This is a genomic window from Streptomyces zingiberis (genome assembly GCF_012034935.1).
In the GTDB taxonomy this organism is placed as follows: Bacteria; Actinomycetota; Actinomycetes; order Streptomycetales; family Streptomycetaceae; genus Streptomyces; species Streptomyces zingiberis.
Window position 1 is genome coordinate 102,452 of the sequence record NZ_JAATEN010000012.1, and the last position, 19,358, is coordinate 121,809.

The window sequence follows — 19,358 nt, forward strand, 5'->3', positions numbered from 1 at the left end:
TCGGTTCAGGCCCCCTTCGTGTAGGCCTCGTACCCCTCGGCCTCCAGCTTGTCGGCCAGCTCCGGGCCGCCGGACTCGGCGATCCGTCCCTTGGCGAAGACATGCACGTGGTCGGGGGTGATGTAACGGAGAATACGGGTGTAGTGCGTGATCAGCAGGGTGCCGGTCTCACCGGACTCCCGCACGCGGTTGACGCCCTCGGAGACCGTGCGCAGCGCGTCCACGTCGAGGCCGGAGTCGGTCTCGTCGAGGACGGCCACCTTCGGCTTGAGCAGCTCCAGCTGGAGGATCTCGTGGCGCTTCTTCTCACCGCCGGAGAAACCCTCGTTGACGTTGCGCTCGGCGAAGGCCGGGTCGATGGAGAGCCGCTCCATGGCCTCCTTGACCTCCTTGACCCAGGTGCGGAGCTTGGGCGCCTCGCCGCGGACGGCGGTGGCGGAGGTGCGCAGGAAGTTGGAGACGGACACGCCGGGGACCTCGACCGGGTACTGCATGGCGAGGAAGAGGCCGGCGCGGGCCCGCTCGTCGACGGACATCTCCAGGACGTCCTCGCCGTCGAGGGTGACGGTGCCGCCGGTGACGGTGTACTTGGGGTGACCGGCGAGCGAGTAGGCGAGGGTGGACTTGCCGGAGCCGTTGGGGCCCATGATGGCGTGCGTCTCGCCCTGCTTCACGGTCAGGTCGACCCCGGACAGGATCTCCTTGGTGCCGTTCTCGGTTTCGACGGAGACGTGAAGGTCGTGGATTTCAAGCGTTGCCATGGGTTGCCTCAGGACTCCTGGGTGACGGAGACGAGCACGGCCGCGTCGGGGCCGTCTCCTTCGATCTTTACGGGGTACACGGGGACGGGCCGGGTCGCGGGAAGGCCGGAGGGCTTACCCGTCCGCAGGTCGAAGCGCGAGCCGTGCAGCCAGCACTCGACGGCACAGTCCTCCACCTCGCCCTCGGAGAGCGAGACGTTCGCGTGCGAGCAGATGTCGTTGATCGCGAACACCTCCCCCTCGGTCCGGACGACCGAGACCGGGGTGCCGTCGATCTCCACCCGCCGGGGGGTGTCCTCCTCCAGCTCGCCCAGCCCGCAGACCCGGACGAAGGCGGGGGTGGCGGTCATCAGACGGACGCCTCCAGTTCGGCGTCGATCTTCTCCAGCAGCCGCTCCTGCAGCTCGGCCACGCCGATCTGCTGGACCAGCTCGGCGAAGAAACCGCGGACGACCAGCCGGCGCGCCTCGGCGGCCGGGATGCCGCGGGACATCAGGTAGAACAGCTGCTCGTCCTCGAAGCGGCCGGTCGCCGAGGCGTGGCCGGCGCCGACGATCTCGCCGGTCTCGATCTCCAGGTTGGGGACCGAGTCCACCCGGGCGCCGTCGGTGAGGACGAGGTTCCGGTTGAGCTCGTAGGTGTCGGTGCCCTCGGCTGCCGCGCGGATGAGCACGTCGCCGATCCAGACGGCGTGCGCCTGGCGGCCCTGGAGCGCGCCCTTGTAGACGACGTTGCTCCGGCAGTGCGGAACGGCGTGGTCGACGAAGAGGCGGTGCTCCTGGTGCTGGCCGTCGTCGGTGAAGTACAGGCCGTAGAGCTCGGCCTCACCGCCGGGGCCCGCGTAGTTGATCCGCGGGTGGAGCCGGACCAGGTCGCCACCGAAGGTGACGACCACGGAGCGGAAGGAGGCGTCCCGCCCGATCAGCGCGGTGTGCTGGCCGGCGTGGACCGCCTTGTCGCCCCAGTCCTGCACGGAGACGGCGGTGAGCTTGGCGCCGTCGCCCAGGATGTACTCGACGTTGCCGCCGAAGGTGGCGTCACCGGTGTGGTCCAGGATGACGACGGCCTCCGCGAAGGCGCCGACCTCGATCACGTGGTGCGCGTAGGCGGTGCCGCCCTGGCCGTGCGCGGCGATCCGCACCGGCTCGGTCAGGACCGTCTCCTTGGGCACCGTGATGACGGTGGCCTTCTGGAAGGAGCTGTACACCTGGGCGGCGACCCGGTCCACGGGCTTGCCGGCGCGGCCCACGCGGGGGTCGTCCCGGTCCACCAGCTCGGTGGTGACCCCGCTCGGGGAGAAGATGTCGTGGCGGACGCCGCCGTCGTCCACGGCCGTGCCGTCGTGCAGGCCGCGGAGGCGCTCCAGCGGGGTGAACCGCCACTCCTCCTCACGGCCGTGCGGCACGGGGAAGTCCGCCACGTCGTAGGAGGCGGGCGCGCTGACCCGCGCGTCGGCGGGCTGCCCCCCGCCCACCTGAACGGCACCGTCCGTGGTGCTGCCCACCGGAATGTTCTCAGCCATGGCTAGTCGTACAGCTCGCTTTCTGCCTGGTGTGTGATCGCTCGCGGTCCTGGGGCGCCGGCCGCCGCGGCGTGCGGCGGCCGGTGCCGGGGCGGGCCGGCCTCAGCCGACCGAGCCCTCCATCTGCAGCTCGATCAGCCGGTTCAGCTCCAGCGCGTACTCCATCGGGAGTTCCCGCGCGATCGGCTCGACGAAGCCGCGCACGATCATCGCCATCGCCTCGTCCTCGGCGAGACCCCGGCTCATCAGGTAGAAGAGCTGGTCGTCGCTGACCTTGGAGACCGTCGCCTCGTGGCCCATGGAGACGTCGTCCTCGCGGACGTCCACGTACGGGTAGGTGTCCGAGCGGGAGACGGTGTCCACCAGCAGGGCGTCACACAGGACGTTGGACTTGGAGCCCGAGGCGCCCTCCGCGATCTCGATCAGACCGCGGTAGGAGGTCCGGCCACCGGCCCGCGCCACCGACTTCGAGACGATGTTCGAGGAGGTGTTGGGGGCCATGTGGACCATCTTGGCGCCCGCGTCCTGGTGCTGCCCCTCACCGGAGAAGGCGATGGAGAGGGTCTCGCCCTTGGCGTGCTCGCCCATGAGGTAGACGGCCGGGTACTTCATGGTGACCTTGGAGCCGATGTTGCCGTCGACCCACTCCATGGTGGCGCCCTCGTAGGCGACGGCGCGCTTGGTCACCAGGTTGTAGACGTTGTTCGACCAGTTCTGGATGGTCGTGTAGCGGCAGCGGCCGCCCTTCTTGACGATGATCTCCACGACGGCGCTGTGCAGCGAGTCGGAGGAGTAGATCGGGGCGGTGCAGCCCTCGACGTAGTGCACGTAGGCGTTCTCGTCGACGATGATCAGCGTCCGCTCGAACTGACCCATGTTCTCGGTGTTGATCCGGAAGTAGGCCTGCAGCGGGATGTCCACGTGGACGCCCGGCGGGACGTAGATGAAGGAGCCACCGGACCACACGGCGGTGTTGAGCGCGGCGAACTTGTTGTCACCGGCCGGGATCACCGTGCCGAAGTACTCCTGGAAGATCTCCGGGTGCTCGCGCAGCGCCGTGTCCGTGTCCAGGAAGAGGACGCCCTGCTCCTCCAGGTCCTCGCGGATCTGGTGGTAGACCACCTCGGACTCGTACTGGGCGGCGACACCGGCGACCAGCCGCTGCTTCTCGGCCTCCGGGATGCCCAGCCTGTCGTAGGTGTTCTTGATGTCCTCCGGCAGGTCCTCCCAGCTGGTGGCCTGCTTCTCGGTGGAGCGGACGAAGTACTTGATGTTGTCGAAGTCGATGCCCGAGAGGTCGGAGCCCCAGGTGGGCATGGGCTTCTTGTCGAACAGCCGCAGGCCCTTGAGCCGCAGCTTCAGCATCCACTCCGGCTCGTTCTTCTTCGCCGAGATGTCGCGGACGACCTCCTCGGACAGGCCGCGGCGGGCCGAGGAGCCGGCCGTGTCGGGGTCGGCCCAGCCGTACTCGTAGGTGCCCAGCCCCTCCAGTTCGGGGTGAGCGGTCTCCGTGGGGAGCGTCATGCGGGGTTCCTCCCGGCCGTGCTTGCGGATGCTGTGGTGGTCGTGCCTGTCGTGTCTGCCGTGGCCGTGGTGCCCGTGGTGGCCTTCGGGGCGGTCCTGGCGGCGCGGTGCGGGCCCGGGGGACCGGGGGCCGTGCCGGGCGCCCCGGACCGCGGGGCGCCGCTCGCGCCGCCCTCCACACCGTCCCGCTCCCCGCCACGGGGGACGAACGTCGTGCAGACCCCGTCGCCGTGGGCGATGGTGGCCAGCCGCTGGACATGGGTGCCGAGCAGGTCGGAGAAGACCTCGGTCTCCGCCTCGCACAGCTGCGGGAACCGCTCGGCGACATGGGCGACCGGACAGTGGTGCTGGCAGAGCTGCTCGCCGACCGGAGCGCTGCGCGCCGCAGCAGCGTACCCGTCGGCCGTCAGCGCCCGCGCCAGCGCCTCGGTACGCCGGTCGGGGGCCACGCTCTCGATCAGCTCGCGGTAGCCGGCGGTCTGGGCGGCGAGCCGGGCGCGGGCGAAGGCCGAGACCGCCGCCTCGCCCTCGGCGCCGCCGCCCGCCTGCTGGGCGATCCAGCGCAGCGCGTCGGCGGCCAGGGAGTCGTACGCCTGGTCGAAAGCGTCCCGCCCGGCGTCGGTCAGGGCGAAGGCCTTCGCGGGCCGGCCACGCCCCCGGGAGCCGTAGACCCGCCGGTCACGCGGCGCCACCAGCCCCTCGGCGACCAGCGTGTCGAGATGGCGGCGGACCGCCGCCTGGGTGAGCGCCAGCCGGCCCGCGAGCTCGGCGGCGGTGGACGGGCCGTGGTCGAGGATGGAGCGCGCCACCCGGTTACGGGTGGAGCGCGGCTCGTCGTGCGCGGGCGGCGTGGGCACGACGGGGGAGGCGGCCCGCCGGGCCGCCGTCACCTTCCGGTCGTCGCTCACGTTTTTCACAACGCCATTGTTGCGTAATTCTTCCGGATGCGACAAGCGAGGTCCGGCGGACGGCGCGTGGGCTCCGTCACTAAGGGTCACCTAAGCGCGGGCGGCGTTCCGGGCCGCCATGCCCCTTCGCCCCTTCGCCCCTTCACCGCTCGGCCACCCCTGATCGGCCGGCCGCCCCGCTCTCCCCCGGGGCCGGGGTGGCCACGGCCCTCCGTAGACTGCGCCCATGCGCAACGAGCCGGTCGTCCAGGCGCGGAACCTGGTCAAGCGGTACGGGACCACCACCGCGCTGGACGGGCTCGGCCTGTCCGTCGCGGCGGGCACCGTCACCGCCGTCCTCGGTCCCAACGGCGCCGGGAAGACCACCGCCGTGGAGATCTGCGAGGGCTACCGCCGCCCGGACGCGGGCACCGTCCGCGTCCTCGGGCTGGACCCGGTGGCCGACGCGGCCGCCCTGCGGCCCCGGATCGGGGTGATGCTCCAGTCCGGCGGCGTCTACCCCACCGCCCGCGCCGGGGAGATGCTGCGCCACACCGCCCGGCTGCACGCCCACCCCCTCGACACCGCCATGCTCACCGAGCGCCTGGGACTGGGCGGCTGCGGCCGCACCCCCTACCGGCGGCTCTCCGGCGGCCAGCAGCAGCGGCTGGCGCTGGCCATGGCCGTCGTCGGCCGCCCGGAGCTGGTCTTCCTCGACGAGCCGACCGCCGGTCTCGACCCACAGGCCCGCCACGCCACCTGGGACCTCCTCCGGGAGCTGCGCGCGGACGGGGTGACGGCCGTGCTCACCACCCACTTCATGGACGAGGCCGAGCAGCTCGCCGACGAGGTGGTGATCGTCGACGGCGGCCGGGCCGTCGCCCAGGGCTCCCCCGAGGAGCTGTGCCGGGGCGGCGCCGAGGACACCCTGCGCTTCACCGGCCGCCCGGGACTCGACCTGACCACGCTCCTCACGGCGCTGCCGGACGGCTCCGCCGCCGCCGAGACCGCCCCGGGCTCCTACCGCGTCGCCGGCCAGGTCGATCCGCAACTGCTGGCCACCGTCGCCTCCTGGTGCGCGCAGCACGGCGTCCTGCCGGACCGGATAGCGGTCGAGCGGCGCACCCTGGAGGACGTCTTCCTGGAGCTCACCGGCAAGGAGCTGCGCTCGTGACCAGCCGCACCACCACGGAGGGCCCGGCGGCCGGCACGTTCGCCCCGCGGCCCGGCGCCGCGCCGATGGCACGCATGATCGCCGCGCAGACCGCTCTGGAGACCCGGCTGCTGCTCCGCAACGGTGAGCAGCTGCTGCTGACCATGGTGATCCCGGCGCTGCTGCTGGTGCTCTTCGCGACCGTCGACATCGTGGACCTCCCCGCCACCGGCGGCGGGCGGGCCGTGGACTTCCTCGCCCCCGGCGTGCTGGCCCTGGCCGTGCTCTCCACGGCCTTCACCGGCCAGGCCATCGCCACCGGGTTCGAACGCCGCTACGGGGTGCTGAAACGGCTCGGCGCCTCCCCGCTGCCACGCCGGGCCCTGATGGCGGCGAAGACGGGCGCGGTACTGGTCACCGAGATCCTCCAGATCGCCCTGCTCACGGCGGTCGCTCTCGGCCTGGGCTGGTCCCCCCGGGGCAACCCGCTCACCGTGCTGCTGCTGCTGGCGCTCGGGACGGCGGCGTTCTCGGGGCTGGGCCTGCTGATGGCGGGCACCCTGCGGGCGGAGGCCACGCTGGCGGCCGCCAACCTGGTCTTCCTGCTGCTGCTCGTCGGCGGCGGGGTGGTCGTCCCGCTGGAGCGGTTCCCCGAGGCCGCGCAGCCGGTACTGGCACTCCTGCCGATCACGGCGCTCTCCGACGGCCTGCGCGCGGTGCTCGCGCACGGCTCCGCCGTGCCCTGGGGGGACGTGGGCCTCCTGGCCGGCTGGGCGGTGCTGGGGCTGGGCGCGGCGGCGCGCTTCTTCCGCTGGGAGTGAGACGCGGGGCCGGTCCGGACCCCGCGCCGGCCTTGCGTCCCCCGCGCCGCTCCGGCCGCGCGTTCCGGCGGCCCGTCGTCCCGGCGCCGCGCCCGACCCCCGTCCGGGCGCGGCACCCGACGCGGGCCGCTCCATCATCAGGACGGGGCGGCACCCCGGTATGTGACATCGGCGTGCGGCCGGGTTCCGTCGGCGCGCCCCGTCTCCGCCGCCCGCCCGTCCCGTCCCGCCCGGGCCCGTCCGCCCCGGAGCGGACGGACCATGGAGAATGGGCTCGCGCCCGAGGTGAACTGCCCGGGTGCGGCACCGACTTCCGGAGGACCGCCGTGGACGGACAGCAGCCCGGGCAGAAGGCCGGACGGGAGACCGGCCAGGAAGACCGGACGAGCGGGCGAAGCCGGCCGAGCCAGAAGGAACGCATGCTCGCCGGTGAGCTCTACCGCGCCGACGACCCGCAGCTCGCCGCCGATCTGCGGCGCGCCGCCGAGCTGAACGAACGGTTCAACACCTCGACCACCGCCGACCCGGAGGGCCGCCGCGCCGTCCTGGCCGAACTGCTCGGGGAGCTGGGCGAGGGCGCGGAGATACGGCCGCCGCTGTCCGTGGACTACGGCTACCGGATCACCGTGGGACCGGGCACCTTCGTCAACTTCGGCGCCGTACTGCTGGACGTGGCGGAGATCCGGATCGGGGCGGACGTCCAGCTCGGCCCGAACGTCCAGTTGCTCACCCCGACCCACCCCGTCGACCCGGAGCTCCGGCGCGAAAAGTGGGAATCGGCGCTGCCGATCACCCTGGGGGACAACGTGTGGCTGGGCGGCGGCGTCATCGTCTGCCCCGGCGTCACCATCGGGGAGAACACCGTCGTCGGCGCGGGTGCCGTGGTGACGAAGGACCTGCCGGCGAACGTCGTCGCCGTCGGCAACCCGGCGCGCGTCGTCCGGGAGATCCGCCCCGGCGCGTGACCGGCGGCCCGGACCAGGGCTCAGGCCCGCCGGCCGTCCCGCAGCGGCGCGCCCGGCCCGGCATCCGGGCCGGGCGCGCCGGGTCAGGTCAGGTCGGGTCGGGTCGGGTCGGGAGTGCTTGAGGTTCGCCCGCGAGCGGCTGCCGCGCCAAAGGCTTGTTATAAACCGGATCGGAGCGGGTCAGGGAAGGACGCGGGACGGGTCCGCTCCGCCGGCCGCCAGGAACGCGAGGCGGCTCGGTTCCGCGTCGCCGCCCCCGTCCTCGCTCCAGCCGAAGGCGCCCGCCACCACGTGGTCGCGCCGCCCGCCCGCGGTCTCCAGCAGCAGCACCCGGTCACCCCGGCGGGCGTGGCCGGTGTCGGCGAGGATACGGCGGCGTTCCTCGTCGGTGGCGCAGCGGATGGTGAGCGAGTCGTAGGTGATGCCCGTCTTCACCGCCCGGACCGGCTTGAAGAGCACATCGATCCGGGTGCGGCGGACGCCCTCCCGGTCCAGGGAGCGGGAGCGCAACAGCAGCTGACCATGGCTGACGGTGTACGCCCAGACGGAGAACTCCCGCGCGGAGCGGAAGAGTTCTCTGCCGGGGGCGAAGTGGGCGTCGCTGTTCAGCCATACCTGTGTGGTCTCGGTCTCCATGGCCGAATCCTGTCAAAAGGCGGGCGCGTGGGGCAGCGCCGGGACGTCTCCGGTTCACCGGCCCGCCCCCTGCCGGGCCGCCGGGGCCCGCCGGATCGGTGCGCGCGGCGGAACAGCCGGGGGCAGCGGCCCGGCCGGAGCCCCGACGGCCCCCGGGCGCCGGGCAGCGCGAGGGGGTTGTGTGTCCTCTCCCCGTCCCACCCGCCGCCGCACCGCCCCGGCGATCCCCGGCCCTCGTGAAAAGATGCACAAGCGCGGTGTCTACGATGGTCCCGTGTCCAACCCGACCGCCTTTGTGCGCAACCCCCTCGCCTCGCTCGCCGCCCGCTGGACGCCGTCCCCGGCGACGGTCCGGCGGGCCGCCCTCACGGCGCTGGTGATGAGCGTCGTCATCGTCGTCACCGGCGGCGCCGTCCGCCTCACCGGCTCCGGGCTGGGCTGCGACACCTGGCCCAAGTGCACCTCGGAGAGCCTGGTCGCCACCCGTGAGATGGGGCTGCACGGCGCCATCGAATTCGGCAACCGGATGCTCACCTACGTGCTGGCCGCCGCCGTCGGCTGGACGATCCTCGCGGCCCGCTCGGCCAAGCCGCGCCGCCGGGGCCTGACCCGGCTCGCCTGGTCGCAGTTCTTCGTGGTCCTCGGCAACGCGGTACTCGGCGGGATCACGGTACTCACCGGACTCAACCCGTACAGCGTCGCGGGGCACTTCCTGCTGGCCACGGCCCTGATCACCGTCACCACCATCACCTGGCACCGGGCCGGTGAGGGCGACGGCGCGCCGCGCCCGCTGACCGGCCCCCGCATCCGCCTGCTGACCCGGGCCCTGGTGGGCTGCTCGGCGGCGCTGGTGGTGGCCGGCACGGTGGTCACGGGCGCGGGACCGCACGCGGGTGACAGCAGCGAGGTACCGCGGATGGCGGTGGACTGGGAGACGGTGACCCAGGTGCACGCGGTGCTCGCCTGGGCGGTGGTGCTGCTCACCGCCGCGCTCTGGGCGGCGCTCCGCGCGGCGGGCACCCCCGGCCTCGCCCGGCGGCGCACGGCACTGCTCCTGGGGGTGCTGCTGGCACAGGGCGTCATCGGCTACGCGCAGTATCTGACCGATCTGCCCGAGGTGCTGGTGGGGCTGCACATGCTCGGTTCCTGCCTGGTGTGGATCGGGGTGCTCCGGGTCCTGCTCTCGCAGCGGGAACGGCCCGCCGGGCCGGCCGGCACGCCGGTGACCGCGCCGCGGGAGGACGCGGCGGTCGCGACGGCCTCCTGAGCGGTGCCCGCACCCGGCGCGCGGAACCACCCGGGGCGGGACCCGGGGCCGGAGCGGCAGGGACGGCCCGCCCCATCCGTGGACTCGCCGCCGGGGCGCCGGGCACACGGACGGGGCCGCACGCACGGATGAGACCGGCCCCCGCCGCCCCGGGCACCGGAGGATCCCTCCCCCAGGCGGAACGCCCGCCGCCGCACGCGGCGGGCCGGACACCGCGTGACCCCGCCCCGGACGGACCGAGGGGCAGGGGAGGGCGGACGGCGGGACGGGCCGGTCGGGCGGACGGCTGCCGCCCGTCAGGGGTTGGCGGGGCCGCCGACCTGGATGCCGGCCATCCGTGACCACTCGTAGGGCCCGGTGCGCACCCGGGCCGCCAGGTCCCCGTCGAACTTCTCGTGGACGGTGATGCCCGCCTTCCCCGTGGCGCGCTCCGCGATCGCGTACGAGGGGGCGACGAGATCGCCCCAGCCGCCGTCCGCGCCGACCAGGACGATCCGGGCCCCCATCTGCCCGAGGTAGGCGATCTGCCCCTCGGCGGAGCCGCCGTGCCGCGCGGCGAAGGCCTTGATCTCCCGGGCCAGCTTGGTCACCCGGCGCTCCTCCCGCCGCTCGGCCGCGCTCTTCCGCCCGCCGCCACGGCCGCCACGGCCGGCGTCCCCGTCCGGGGCGTCCGCGGCGGGCCTGTCCCCCGCGGGCCCGGGTTCACCGGCGGCCGTAGCGGGCGCCTCGCCGGCCGTCTGCCCGGCGGCGGACCGCTCGGCGGCCGCGCCCGTCGTGCCATCGGTTCCGACGGCGGCCTTCGCGGCGGGCCGGGGGGTGGGCCGCGCGGCGGCTTCCCCGGCGGGCTCACCGGCGCCGGCCGCGGCCGGTTCGCCCGCGGGCACCGGAGCGGCGGGCCGGGTGGGCGCGGTGGGCTCACGGGCTGCCCCCGGGGCGGCGGTCCCTGATCCGGCCGGCTCGTCCGCGGCGGCCTCCGCGCCCCCGGGGCCCGCGGTGGGCTGCACGGCGGTCTCCCGGGGAGAGGCCGCGGAAGGCTCCGCGGAGGTCTCCGCCGTGCCGTCGCTCACGGTGTCATCCGCGCCGCCCGCGGCACTCGTGTCCCCCTCGGTGGCGGAGCCGGCGGTCCCGGGCCGCTCCTCCGCCCCGCCGTCCGCACCGGGCGGGCGCTCCGCGCCACCGCCGGCGGCCGGCCCGGTCCCCGCGTCCTGCCCCTGCTCCTGCTCGTTCTCTGCCATGCACCGGATGCTACCCACGGGTAGATCAACGGGCGACGGGCCGGTCGCGTGGCATGTCCCACGCGGCCGGCCCGTCGCTCTCTCCCGCCGCCCGCGTGCCCGGCCCGGGCGCGCCGCCAGGGGAACGTGCTACCGCAGGAAGGGATCCACCGCCACGGCCAGGAAGAGCAGCGACACATAGGTGATGGACCAGTGGAAGAGCCGCATCTCCTTGAGCTTCGCGCCGGTGATACCGGCCCGGGCGCGGGCCTGGAGACCGTGCGCCTCCTTGAGCCAGAACGCGCCGAGCACCACCGCGACCAGCGGGTAGAACCAGCCGGTGTAGCCCAGCGGCCAGAGCAGCAGCGAGACCCCGACCATCACCCAGCTGTAGAGGACGATCTGCCGGGCCACGGTCCGGTTGGAGGCGATCACCGGCAGCATCGGCACGCCGACCCGCGCGTAGTCGTCCTTGACCTTCATCGACAGCGGCCAGTAGTGCGGCGGCGTCCAGAAGAAGATGACCAGGAAGAGGACGAGCGCCGCCCAGGAGACCTCGTCGCGCACCGCCGACCAGCCGATGAAGACCGGCATGCAGCCGGCGATCCCGCCCCACACGATGTTCTGCGCCGTGCGCCGCTTGAGCCACATCGTGTAGACGACGACGTAGAAGAGGAGGGCGCCCAGCGAGAGCATCGCGGAGAGTGGGTTGACCAGCACCCAGAACCAGACGGTGGAGCCCACCGCGAGTGTGGTGGCGAACACCAGGCACTCGCGCGGGGAGACCACCCCGGTGACCAGCGGCCGCTGGGAGGTACGGTCCATCAGCGCGTCGATGTCCCGGTCGATGTACATGTTGTAGGCACCGGCGCCGCCGGCCGACAGGAAGCCGCCGACGCAGGTGGCGAGGACCAGCCAGAGGTCCGGCACGCCCTGCGCGGCGAGGAACATCACCGGGACGGTCGTCATCAGCAGCAGCTCGATGACGCGCGGCTTGGTCAGGGCGAGGAACGCCTTGGCCCGGACATCGAGTGGCCGGTGACCGGGGCCCATCACGGGAACCCGCACTGGATGGGAATCGACGGCCGTCACGCGCACCCCTGGTTGGAATTCGGTCAGGACAGTCAGGACAGTCGGCACGGTGAGGACATCGGCGGCCGGGCCGCGGAGAGGTCTGCGAGCTCACCGGGGTCGGAGGTACCGGGGCTCCGGTGACGACTCGCCCGTACCACGCCACTCTAGACGCCGCCCGGAGCGCTTCCGCCGCCGGGGGGCCGCCGGCGGCCGGAGCCGTGTTGAGCAGCGGGGGCCCGGGCCGCGTATGCATGCCCGACGGGCACGATCACGCGGCGCCGGGGTGGCCGGAGGGCCGCCCGCGCGGGTCGTCCGTCCCGGCCGCCGGCCGCTCCCACATGCGCATATGCCGTCGTGGAGCGCCGTTCCGGCTGCTGGACGGTCGAATCCACGCACACGGGTGCGAGATAGGCTCGACACCGCCCGGTGAGCCAGTCACCGGCACCGCGACCTTGTGGAGAGGAGCCCTGACCCAGGGTGAGCACTCAGCCGACGACCACCGAGCTCGAATGGACAGAGCTGGACCAGCGGGCGGTCGACACCGCTCGCGTCCTGGCCATGGATGCCGTGCAGAAGGTCGGGAACGGCCACCCCGGCACGGCGATGAGCCTCGCGCCCGCCGCGTACCTCCTGTTCCAGAAACTGATGCGGCACGACCCGTCCGCCCCGGACTGGACGGGCCGGGACCGCTTCGTCCTCTCTCCCGGACACACCAGCCTGACCCTCTACATCCAGCTCTACCTGGCCGGTTACGGCCTGGAGCTGGACGACCTCAAGTCCTTCCGCACCTGGGGCTCCAAGACCCCGGGCCACCCGGAGTACGGCCACACCGCCGGCGTCGAGACCACCACCGGCCCGCTCGGCCAGGGCATCGCCAACGCCGTGGGGATGGCGATGGCCGCGCGGTACGAGCGCGGGCTGTTCGACCCGGACGCCGCCGCCGGCTCCTCCCCGTTCGACCACACCGTCTGGGCGATCGTCTCCGACGGTGACCTGGAGGAGGGCGTATCCGCCGAGGCCTCCTCGCTCGCGGGCCACCAGGAGCTGGGCAACCTGATCGCCCTCTACGACGACAACCACATCTCCATCGAGGGCGACACCGCGACGGCCCTCTCCGAGGACGTGCTGAAGCGCTACGAGGCGTACGGCTGGCACGTCCAGCGCGTCGAGCAGTCCCCGGGCGGGGACTTCGACGTCAAGGCGCTGTACGCGGCCTTCCGCGCGGCACAGGAGGAGACGCGGCGGCCGTCGATCATCGCCGCCCGTACGATCATCGCCTGGCCGGCCCCCAACGCCCAGAACACCGAGGCCTCGCACGGCTCGGCGCTGGGCGCCGAGGAGGTCGCCGCCACCAAGCGGGTGCTGGGCTTCGACCCGGACACGCACTTCCCCGAGGACCCGGAGGTGCTGGCGCACGCCCGCGCCGCCGGTGACCGGGGCCGCGAGGCCCGCGCCGCCTGGGACAAGCGGGTGCAGGAGTGGCGGGACGGCAACCCGGAGCGCGCCGCGCTGTTCGACCGGGTCGCCGCCGGCGAGCTGCCGGAGGGGTGGGAGACGACGCTGCCGGTGTTCGAGCCCGGCAAGGAGGTCGCCACCCGCAAGGCGTCCGGCGCGGTCCTCAAGGAGCTGGGCCGGGTGCTCCCCGAGCTGTGGGGCGGCTCCGCCGACCTCGCCGGCTCGAACAACACCACGATCGACCCCACGTCCTCGTTCCTCCCCGCCTCGAACCCGCTGCCGGAGGCCGACCCCTACGGCCGCACGGTGCACTTCGGCATCCGCGAGCACGCCATGGGCTCGGTGATGAACGGCATCGCGCTGCACGGCGGAACCCGGATCTACGGCGGCACGTTCCTGGTCTTCTCCGACTACATGCGCCCCGCCGTCCGGCTCGCCGCGCTGATGGGGCTGCCCGTCACCTACGTCTGGACGCACGACTCCATCGGCCTCGGCGAGGACGGGCCGACCCACCAGCCGGTGGAGCAGCTCGCCGCGCTGCGCGCCATCCCCGGTCTCAACGTCGTCCGCCCCGCCGACGCCAACGAGACCTCGGTGGCCTGGGGCGAGATCACGCGCCGTCACACGGCGAAGCCGGCCCCGCACGGACTGGCGCTGACCCGGCAGAACGTCCCGACGTACGCGGCGAACGGCGACGCGGCCAAGGGTGGCTACGTGCTGTTCGACGCCGAGGACCCCGGGAACGCCGGCAGTGCCACGGAGCCCCGGGTGGTGCTGATCGCCACCGGCTCGGAGGTGCAGCTCGCCGTGGAGGCCCGTGAGCGGCTCCAGGCGTCCGGCGTCCCGGCCCGCGTGGTGTCGATGCCGTGCGCCGAGTGGTTCGAGGAGCAGGACCAGGGGTACCGGGACAGCGTGCTGCCCCCGGCGGTGCGGGCACGGGTGGCGGTGGAGGCCGGGATCGCCCTGCCCTGGCACCGGTACGTGGGCGACGCCGGCCGCGTCGTCTCGCTGGAGCACTTCGGCGCGTCCGCCGACTACAAGGTGCTGTTCCGGGAGTTCGGGCTGACCGCCGAGGCGGTCGAGACGGCCGCCCGGGAATCTCTCGAAGCCGCGGGTCGCTGACGCCCGTAGGACACGGATCAGGAGGAGTTGCAACTCATATGGCAGACGCACTCAAGCGCCTCTCCGAGGAGGGCGTGGCGATCTGGCTGGACGATCTGTCCCGCACGTTCATCTCGTCCGGCTCCCTCGCGGAGCTGCGGGACACCAGCCACCTCGTCGGGGTCACCACCAACCCGACCATCTTCCAGAAGGCCATCTCCGCCGGTGAGGGGTACGAGCAGCAGCTCTCGGACCTCGCCGTGCGGCGGGTGAGCGTGGAGGAGGCCGTCCGCATGATCACCACGGCGGACGTCCGGGACGCCGCCGACGTGCTGCGCCCGGTCTTCGACGCCACGGACGGCCGCGACGGCCGGGTCTCCATCGAGGTGGACCCGCGGCTGGCGCACAACACCCACGCCACCGTCGCCGAGGCCAAGCAGCTCGCCTGGCTGGTGGACCGGCCGAACACCTTCATCAAGATCCCGGCCACCGAGGCCGGACTCCCGGCGATCACCGAGGTCATCTCCCTCGGCATCAGCGTCAACGTCACGCTGATCTTCTCGCTGGAGCGCTACCGGCTGGTCATGGACGCCTACATGGCGGGGCTGGAGAAGGCGAGCGCGGCCGGGCTGGACGTCTCGAAGATCCACTCGGTGGCGTCCTTCTTCGTCTCCCGCGTGGACACCGAGATCGACAAGCGGCTGGACTCCCAGGGCACCGAGGCCGCCACGGCGCTCCGCGGCAAGGCGGCCGTCGCCAACGCCCGCCTCGCCTACCAGGCGTACGAGGAGGAGTTCGGCTCCGACCGCTGGGCCGCGCTGGAGCGTCAGGGCGCCAACCGGCAGCGCCCGCTGTGGGCGTCCACCGGCGTCAAGGACAAGGCGTACAAGGACACCCTCTACGTGGACGAGCTGGTCGCCCCCGGCACCGTCAACACCATGCCCGGCACCACCCTGGAGGCGGTGGCCGAGCACGGCGAGATCACCGGTGACACGGTGCGCGGCGGCTACGAGCAGGCCCGTAAGGACCTCGACGCGCTGGCGGAGCTCGGCATCTCCTACGACGAGGTGGTCCGGCTGCTGGAGGAGGAGGGGGTGGAGAAGTTCGAGAAGTCCTGGACCGACCTCCTTGAGTCCACCGAGGCCGAGTTGAAGCGACTCGCTCCGGAGGCGTGACGTGAGCAGCAGCAATCCGCTGCGTGACGCATCGGACCGGCGGCTCCCGCGGATCGCGGGGCCGTCCGGTCTGGTCATCTTCGGCGTCACCGGGGACCTGTCCCGCAAGAAGCTGATGCCCGCCGTCTACGACCTGGCCAACCGCGGTCTGCTGCCGCCGGGCTTCTCCCTGGTGGGCTTCGCCCGCCGGGACTGGGAGGACCAGGACTTCTGCCAGGTCGTGCACGACGCGGTGAAGGAGAACGCCCGCACCCCGTTCCGGGAGGAGGTCTGGCAGCAGCTGAGCCAGGGCTTCCGGTTCGTGCCGGGCACCTTCGACGACGACGAGGCCTTCCGCAAGCTGAAGTCCACCATCAACGAACTCGACAAGGCCCGCGGCACGGGCGGCAACTTCGCCTTCTACCTCTCGGTGCCGCCGAAGTTCTTCCCCACCGTGGTCCGCCAGCTCAAGGAGCACGGGCTCTCGGAAGGCGAGGGCGACTCCTGGCGGCGGGCCGTCATCGAGAAGCCCTTCGGTCACGACCTGAAGAGCGCCCAGGAACTCAACAGCGTCATCCACCAGGTGTTCCGCCCCGCGGACGTCTTCCGGATCGACCACTACCTGGGCAAGGAGACGGTCCAGAACATCCTGGCGCTGCGCTTCGCCAACACCATGTTCGAACCGATCTGGAACCGCAGCTATGTGGACCACGTCCAGATCACGATGGCGGAGGACATCGGCATCGGCGGCCGGGCCGGCTACTACGACGGCATCGGCGCCGCCCGCGACGTCATCCAGAACCACCTGCTCCAGCTGCTGGCGCTGACCGCGATGGAGGAGCCCTCCTCCTTCGACGCCAAGGCGCTGGTCACCGAGAAGCTGAAGGTCCTCAAGGCCGTCCAGCTCCCCGGCGACCTCGGCCGCCACACCGTCCGCGGCCAGTACACCCATGGCTGGCAGGGCGGCGAGGAGGTGCTCGGCTACTGCGAGGAGGAGGGCATCAGCTCCGACTCGCGCACCGACACCTACGCCGCCATCAAGCTGTCCGTCGACAACCGCCGCTGGGCCGGGGTGCCGTTCTACCTGCGCACCGGCAAGCGGCTGGGCCGCCGGGTCACGGAGATCGCGGTCGTCTTCCAGCGCGCGCCGTACTCCCCGTTCGACACCACCGACACCCAGGAGCTGGGGCAGAACGCCCTGGTCGTCCGGGTGCAGCCGGACGAGGGCGTCACGATCCGCTTCGGGTCCAAGGTGCCCGGCACCTCGATGGAGATCCGCGACGTGACGATGGACTTCGCCTACGGCGAGTCCTTCACCACCTCCAGCCCGGAGGCGTACGAGCGGCTGCTGCTGGACGTGCTGCTGGGCGACGCCAACCTCTTCCCGCGCCACCAGGAGGTGGAGGAGTCCTGGCGCATCCTCGACCCCGTCGAGGAGTACTGGGACACCCACGGCAAGCCGGAGGAGTACACCGCCGGCACCTGGGGCCCCAGGGCGGCGGACGAGATGCTCGCACGAGACGGACGGAGCTGGCGCCGGCCATGAACATCGATCTCACCGACACCACGTCCAGCCAGATCAACTCCGCGCTGGTGAAGGCGCGCCGCGCGGCGGGCTCCCCCGCCGTCGGCATGGTGCTCACCCTCGTCATCGTCACCGACGAGGGCAACCACTACGACGCGCTGAGGTCGGCCAGCCAGGCCTCCCAGGAGCACCCCTCGCGCATCCTCGTGGTCATCAAGCGGCCGGGGCGCTCACCCCGCGACCGCAAGCTGGCCCGCCTGGACGCGGAGGTGCGGGTCGGCGGCGAGACCGGCACCAGCGAGACGGTGCTGCTGCGGCTCCACGGCGAACTGGCCAACCACGCGCACTCGGTGGTGCTGCCGCTGCTGCTGCCGGACACCCCGGTGGTGGTGTGGTGGCCGGAGGACGCGCCCGCCCACCCCAACGAGGACCTGCTGGGCCGGCTGGCCGCCCGCCGCATCACGGACGCCTCGGCCACCGAGGACCCGGTTTCCACGCTCGCGCTGCGGGCCGAGACCTACGCGCCGGGCGACACCGACCTGGCGTGGACCCGGATCACGCCGTGGCGGAGCGTGCTGGCCGCCGCCCTGGACCAGCGGCACGCGCCGGTCGAATCGGCCGTCGTGGAGGGCGAGGCCTACAACCCCAGCAGCGAGCTGCTGGCGCTGTGGCTGGCCGAGCGGCTGCGGGTGCCGGTGGCGCGGAAGGTGTCGGCGGGGCCGGGCCTGACGGCCGTCCGGCTGTCGACCGGCGAGGGTGAGGTCGTGCTGCACCGGTCCGACGGCTCGCTGGCCTCCCTGTCCGTACCGGGCCAGCCGGACCGCCATGTGGCCCTGCAGCGCCGGGAGACCTCCGAGCTGATCGCGGAGGAGCTGCGGCGGCTCGACCCGGACGAGGCGTACGCCGCCACCGTACGGTTCGGCGCGGGCCGGCTCGGCAAGCAGACGATCCAGCCCGACGAGCGCCAGAACGGCTCGGGGAGCGGGCCGGCCACCGGGGCACCGGCGGCCGGCCGGGCCCCGCGGACCCCGGAGGCGGAGGCCGAGGCGGCGGCACCGCCCCGGCCCGCGCCGCCCCGGACGGGACCGTCGGGCTCACCGGGCGGCGGGGCGGCCGGGACACCGGCGCCGGGCCCGTCGGCGTCCCCCGGCGGGAAGGGCGAGTCCTCCCCCGCACCGGGCCCGCGGCAGCTGGAGGCCGCCCGGCACCGGATCCCCGGCGCCGACGGGGGCGGCCGGAACACCGGCGGGGGGTCCGCCTCGTGACCGCCCCGAGAATCCTGGTCCACCGGGACACGGAGCTGATGGCGCGGGCCACCGCGGCCCGTCTGGTCAGGGCGCTCGCGGACGCGCAGACGGCGCGCGGCACGGCCTCGGTGGTGCTCACCGGCGGGCGGAACGGCAACGCGCTGCTGGCCGCCCTCGCCGCCTCCCCGGACCGGGACGCGGTGGACTGGGCGCGGCTGGACGTCTGGTGGGGCGACGAGCGCTTCCTGCCGGGCGGCGATCCCGACCGCAACGAGGTACAGGCCCGTGAGGCGCTGCTGGACGCGGTGGGCGTGGACCCGGCCCGGGTGCACCCCATGCCGGCCGCCGACGGCCCGCACGGCGCCGGTGAGAGCGGTGGCGCGGACGGCGGGGCCGGTGACGGGGGTGACGGGACGGAGGCCGCGGTGGCCGGTGCGGCCGAGGCGTACGCCCGGGAGCTGGCGGAGGCCGCCGGCGCGGCGGACGAGCACGGCCCCGCTGCCGTCCCCGCCTTCGACGTGCTCCTGCTCGGCGTCGGGCCGGACACCCATGTGGCCTCGCTCTTCCCGGAGCTGTCGGCCGTGCGGGAGACGGAGCGGACGGTGGTCGGCGTGCACGGGGCCCCCAAGCCGCCGCCGGTCCGGATCTCCCTGACCCTGCCCGCGATCCGCGCGGCGCGTGAGGTGTGGCTGCTGGCGGCGGGCGAGGACAAGGCCGGGGCGGTGGCGCGCGCCCTGACCGCCACCGGGGAGATCCAGGTCCCCGCGGCGGGTGCCCGGGGCACGGAGCGGACACTCTGGCTGCTGGACCGGGCGGCCGCGGCGCGGCTGCCGGAAGGGGTGACGGCGGAGGAGGCCGCCCCGGAGGACGCGGCCGCCTCCCCGCCGGGTTCCGGCTGAGGCCGGGGCCACCGGTCCGCGCGGAGGCACCCGCTCCGGGACCGGGGGAGCCCTCCGGTACGGCTGATACGGCTGACGGCCCGGGAACGTACGGAGCGTACGTTCCCGGGCCGTCCCGTGCCCCGCACGCGGTGGCGTGACCCCGGCCCGGGA

At 73.6% G+C, this 19,358-nt stretch carries 17 protein-coding genes; 9 read left to right on the forward strand and 8 right to left on the reverse strand.

Features of this window, described 5'->3' with window-relative positions; translation table 11 throughout:
- Positions 1 to 5: 5 nt before the first annotated feature.
- The 5 genes from sufC to HCK00_RS16795 form a co-directional block, all read right to left on the reverse strand.
- Positions 6 to 761, reverse strand: a complete 756-nt coding sequence (gene sufC / locus HCK00_RS16775; RefSeq protein WP_168102777.1) for a Fe-S cluster assembly ATPase SufC — start codon at positions 759 to 761, stop codon at positions 6 to 8.
- 8 nt (positions 762 to 769) lie between these two features.
- Positions 770 to 1,111: a non-heme iron oxygenase ferredoxin subunit gene (locus tag HCK00_RS16780; protein WP_168102778.1), complete on the reverse strand. Its 342-nt coding sequence runs from the start codon at positions 1,109 to 1,111 to the stop codon at positions 770 to 772.
- Positions 1,111 to 2,283 carry a Fe-S cluster assembly protein SufD gene (gene sufD, locus HCK00_RS16785; RefSeq protein WP_168102779.1) on the reverse strand — a complete coding sequence of 391 codons (1,173 nt, stop codon included), beginning with the start codon at positions 2,281 to 2,283 and terminating at the stop codon, positions 1,111 to 1,113. Before sufD ends, HCK00_RS16780 begins: the two co-directional genes overlap by 1 nt.
- Positions 2,284 to 2,385: 102 nt before the next feature.
- Entirely contained in the window at positions 2,386 to 3,807 is a 1,422-nt protein-coding gene (sufB, locus tag HCK00_RS16790) for a Fe-S cluster assembly protein SufB (protein WP_168102780.1), read from the reverse strand.
- Positions 3,804 to 4,724, reverse strand: coding sequence for a helix-turn-helix transcriptional regulator (locus HCK00_RS16795; protein WP_168102781.1), 921 nt, complete (start codon positions 4,722 to 4,724; stop codon positions 3,804 to 3,806). Before HCK00_RS16795 ends, sufB begins: the two co-directional genes overlap by 4 nt.
- Before the next feature lie 217 nt (positions 4,725 to 4,941).
- On the opposite strand from HCK00_RS16795, the gene HCK00_RS16800 reads away from it, so the two are divergent.
- The 3 genes from HCK00_RS16800 to HCK00_RS16810 all read left to right on the forward strand — a co-directional run bounded on the left by HCK00_RS16800 (position 4,942) and on the right by HCK00_RS16810 (position 7,633).
- Positions 4,942 to 5,868 (forward strand): ABC transporter ATP-binding protein, encoded by a 927-nt coding sequence (locus tag HCK00_RS16800; RefSeq protein ID WP_168102782.1) that lies wholly within the window; start codon positions 4,942 to 4,944, stop codon positions 5,866 to 5,868.
- Between the two features lie 65 nt (positions 5,869 to 5,933).
- A complete protein-coding gene (locus HCK00_RS16805; protein WP_168102837.1) occupies positions 5,934 to 6,668 on the forward strand; it encodes an ABC transporter permease in 735 nt (244 codons plus the stop codon).
- A gap of 419 nt (positions 6,669 to 7,087) precedes the next feature.
- On the forward strand, positions 7,088 to 7,633 hold the full coding sequence (locus HCK00_RS16810; RefSeq protein ID WP_168102838.1) for a sugar O-acetyltransferase: 546 nt from the start codon (positions 7,088 to 7,090) through the stop codon (positions 7,631 to 7,633).
- Between the two features lie 180 nt (positions 7,634 to 7,813).
- On the opposite strand, the gene HCK00_RS16815 is transcribed toward HCK00_RS16810, so the two are convergent.
- A complete protein-coding gene (locus HCK00_RS16815; RefSeq protein ID WP_168102783.1) occupies positions 7,814 to 8,269 on the reverse strand; it encodes a hypothetical protein in 456 nt (151 codons plus the stop codon).
- A gap of 244 nt (positions 8,270 to 8,513) precedes the next feature.
- On the opposite strand from HCK00_RS16815, the gene HCK00_RS16820 reads away from it, so the two are divergent.
- Positions 8,514 to 9,536, forward strand: a complete 1,023-nt coding sequence (locus HCK00_RS16820) for a COX15/CtaA family protein (RefSeq protein WP_168102784.1) — start codon at positions 8,514 to 8,516, stop codon at positions 9,534 to 9,536.
- A 296-nt stretch (positions 9,537 to 9,832) separates the two neighbouring features.
- Here the strand turns inward: HCK00_RS16820 and HCK00_RS16825 are convergent, their stop codons facing one another.
- Both HCK00_RS16825 and HCK00_RS16830 read right to left on the reverse strand, forming a co-directional pair.
- On the reverse strand, positions 9,833 to 10,126 hold the full coding sequence (locus tag HCK00_RS16825) for a hypothetical protein (protein WP_168102839.1): 294 nt from the start codon (positions 10,124 to 10,126) through the stop codon (positions 9,833 to 9,835).
- Positions 10,127 to 10,900: 774 nt separating this feature from the next.
- The gene (locus HCK00_RS16830) at positions 10,901 to 11,842 is read right to left on the reverse strand and encodes a heme o synthase (RefSeq protein ID WP_311765360.1); all 942 of its coding nucleotides are present in this window, start codon (positions 11,840 to 11,842) and stop codon (positions 10,901 to 10,903) included.
- Between the two features lie 459 nt (positions 11,843 to 12,301).
- On the opposite strand from HCK00_RS16830, the gene tkt reads away from it, so the two are divergent.
- The 5 genes from tkt to pgl are packed head-to-tail and all read left to right on the forward strand — an operon-like array spanning position 12,302 to position 19,205.
- On the forward strand, positions 12,302 to 14,401 hold the full coding sequence (gene tkt, locus HCK00_RS16835) for a transketolase (RefSeq protein WP_168102785.1): 2,100 nt from the start codon (positions 12,302 to 12,304) through the stop codon (positions 14,399 to 14,401).
- A 38-nt stretch (positions 14,402 to 14,439) separates the two neighbouring features.
- A complete protein-coding gene (gene tal, locus HCK00_RS16840) occupies positions 14,440 to 15,555 on the forward strand; it encodes a transaldolase (protein ID WP_168102786.1) in 1,116 nt (371 codons plus the stop codon).
- Between the two features lies 1 nt (position 15,556).
- Positions 15,557 to 17,080, forward strand: coding sequence for a glucose-6-phosphate dehydrogenase (zwf, locus tag HCK00_RS16845; RefSeq protein ID WP_168102787.1), 1,524 nt, complete (start codon positions 15,557 to 15,559; stop codon positions 17,078 to 17,080).
- The gene (gene opcA / locus HCK00_RS16850; protein ID WP_168102788.1) at positions 17,077 to 18,324 is read left to right on the forward strand and encodes a glucose-6-phosphate dehydrogenase assembly protein OpcA; all 1,248 of its coding nucleotides are present in this window, start codon (positions 17,077 to 17,079) and stop codon (positions 18,322 to 18,324) included. Before zwf ends, opcA begins: the two co-directional genes overlap by 4 nt.
- Positions 18,321 to 19,205, forward strand: coding sequence for a 6-phosphogluconolactonase (gene pgl / locus HCK00_RS16855; RefSeq protein ID WP_168102789.1), 885 nt, complete (start codon positions 18,321 to 18,323; stop codon positions 19,203 to 19,205). The genes opcA and pgl overlap by 4 nt, the downstream gene beginning before the upstream one ends.
- Positions 19,206 to 19,358 lie beyond the last annotated feature (153 nt).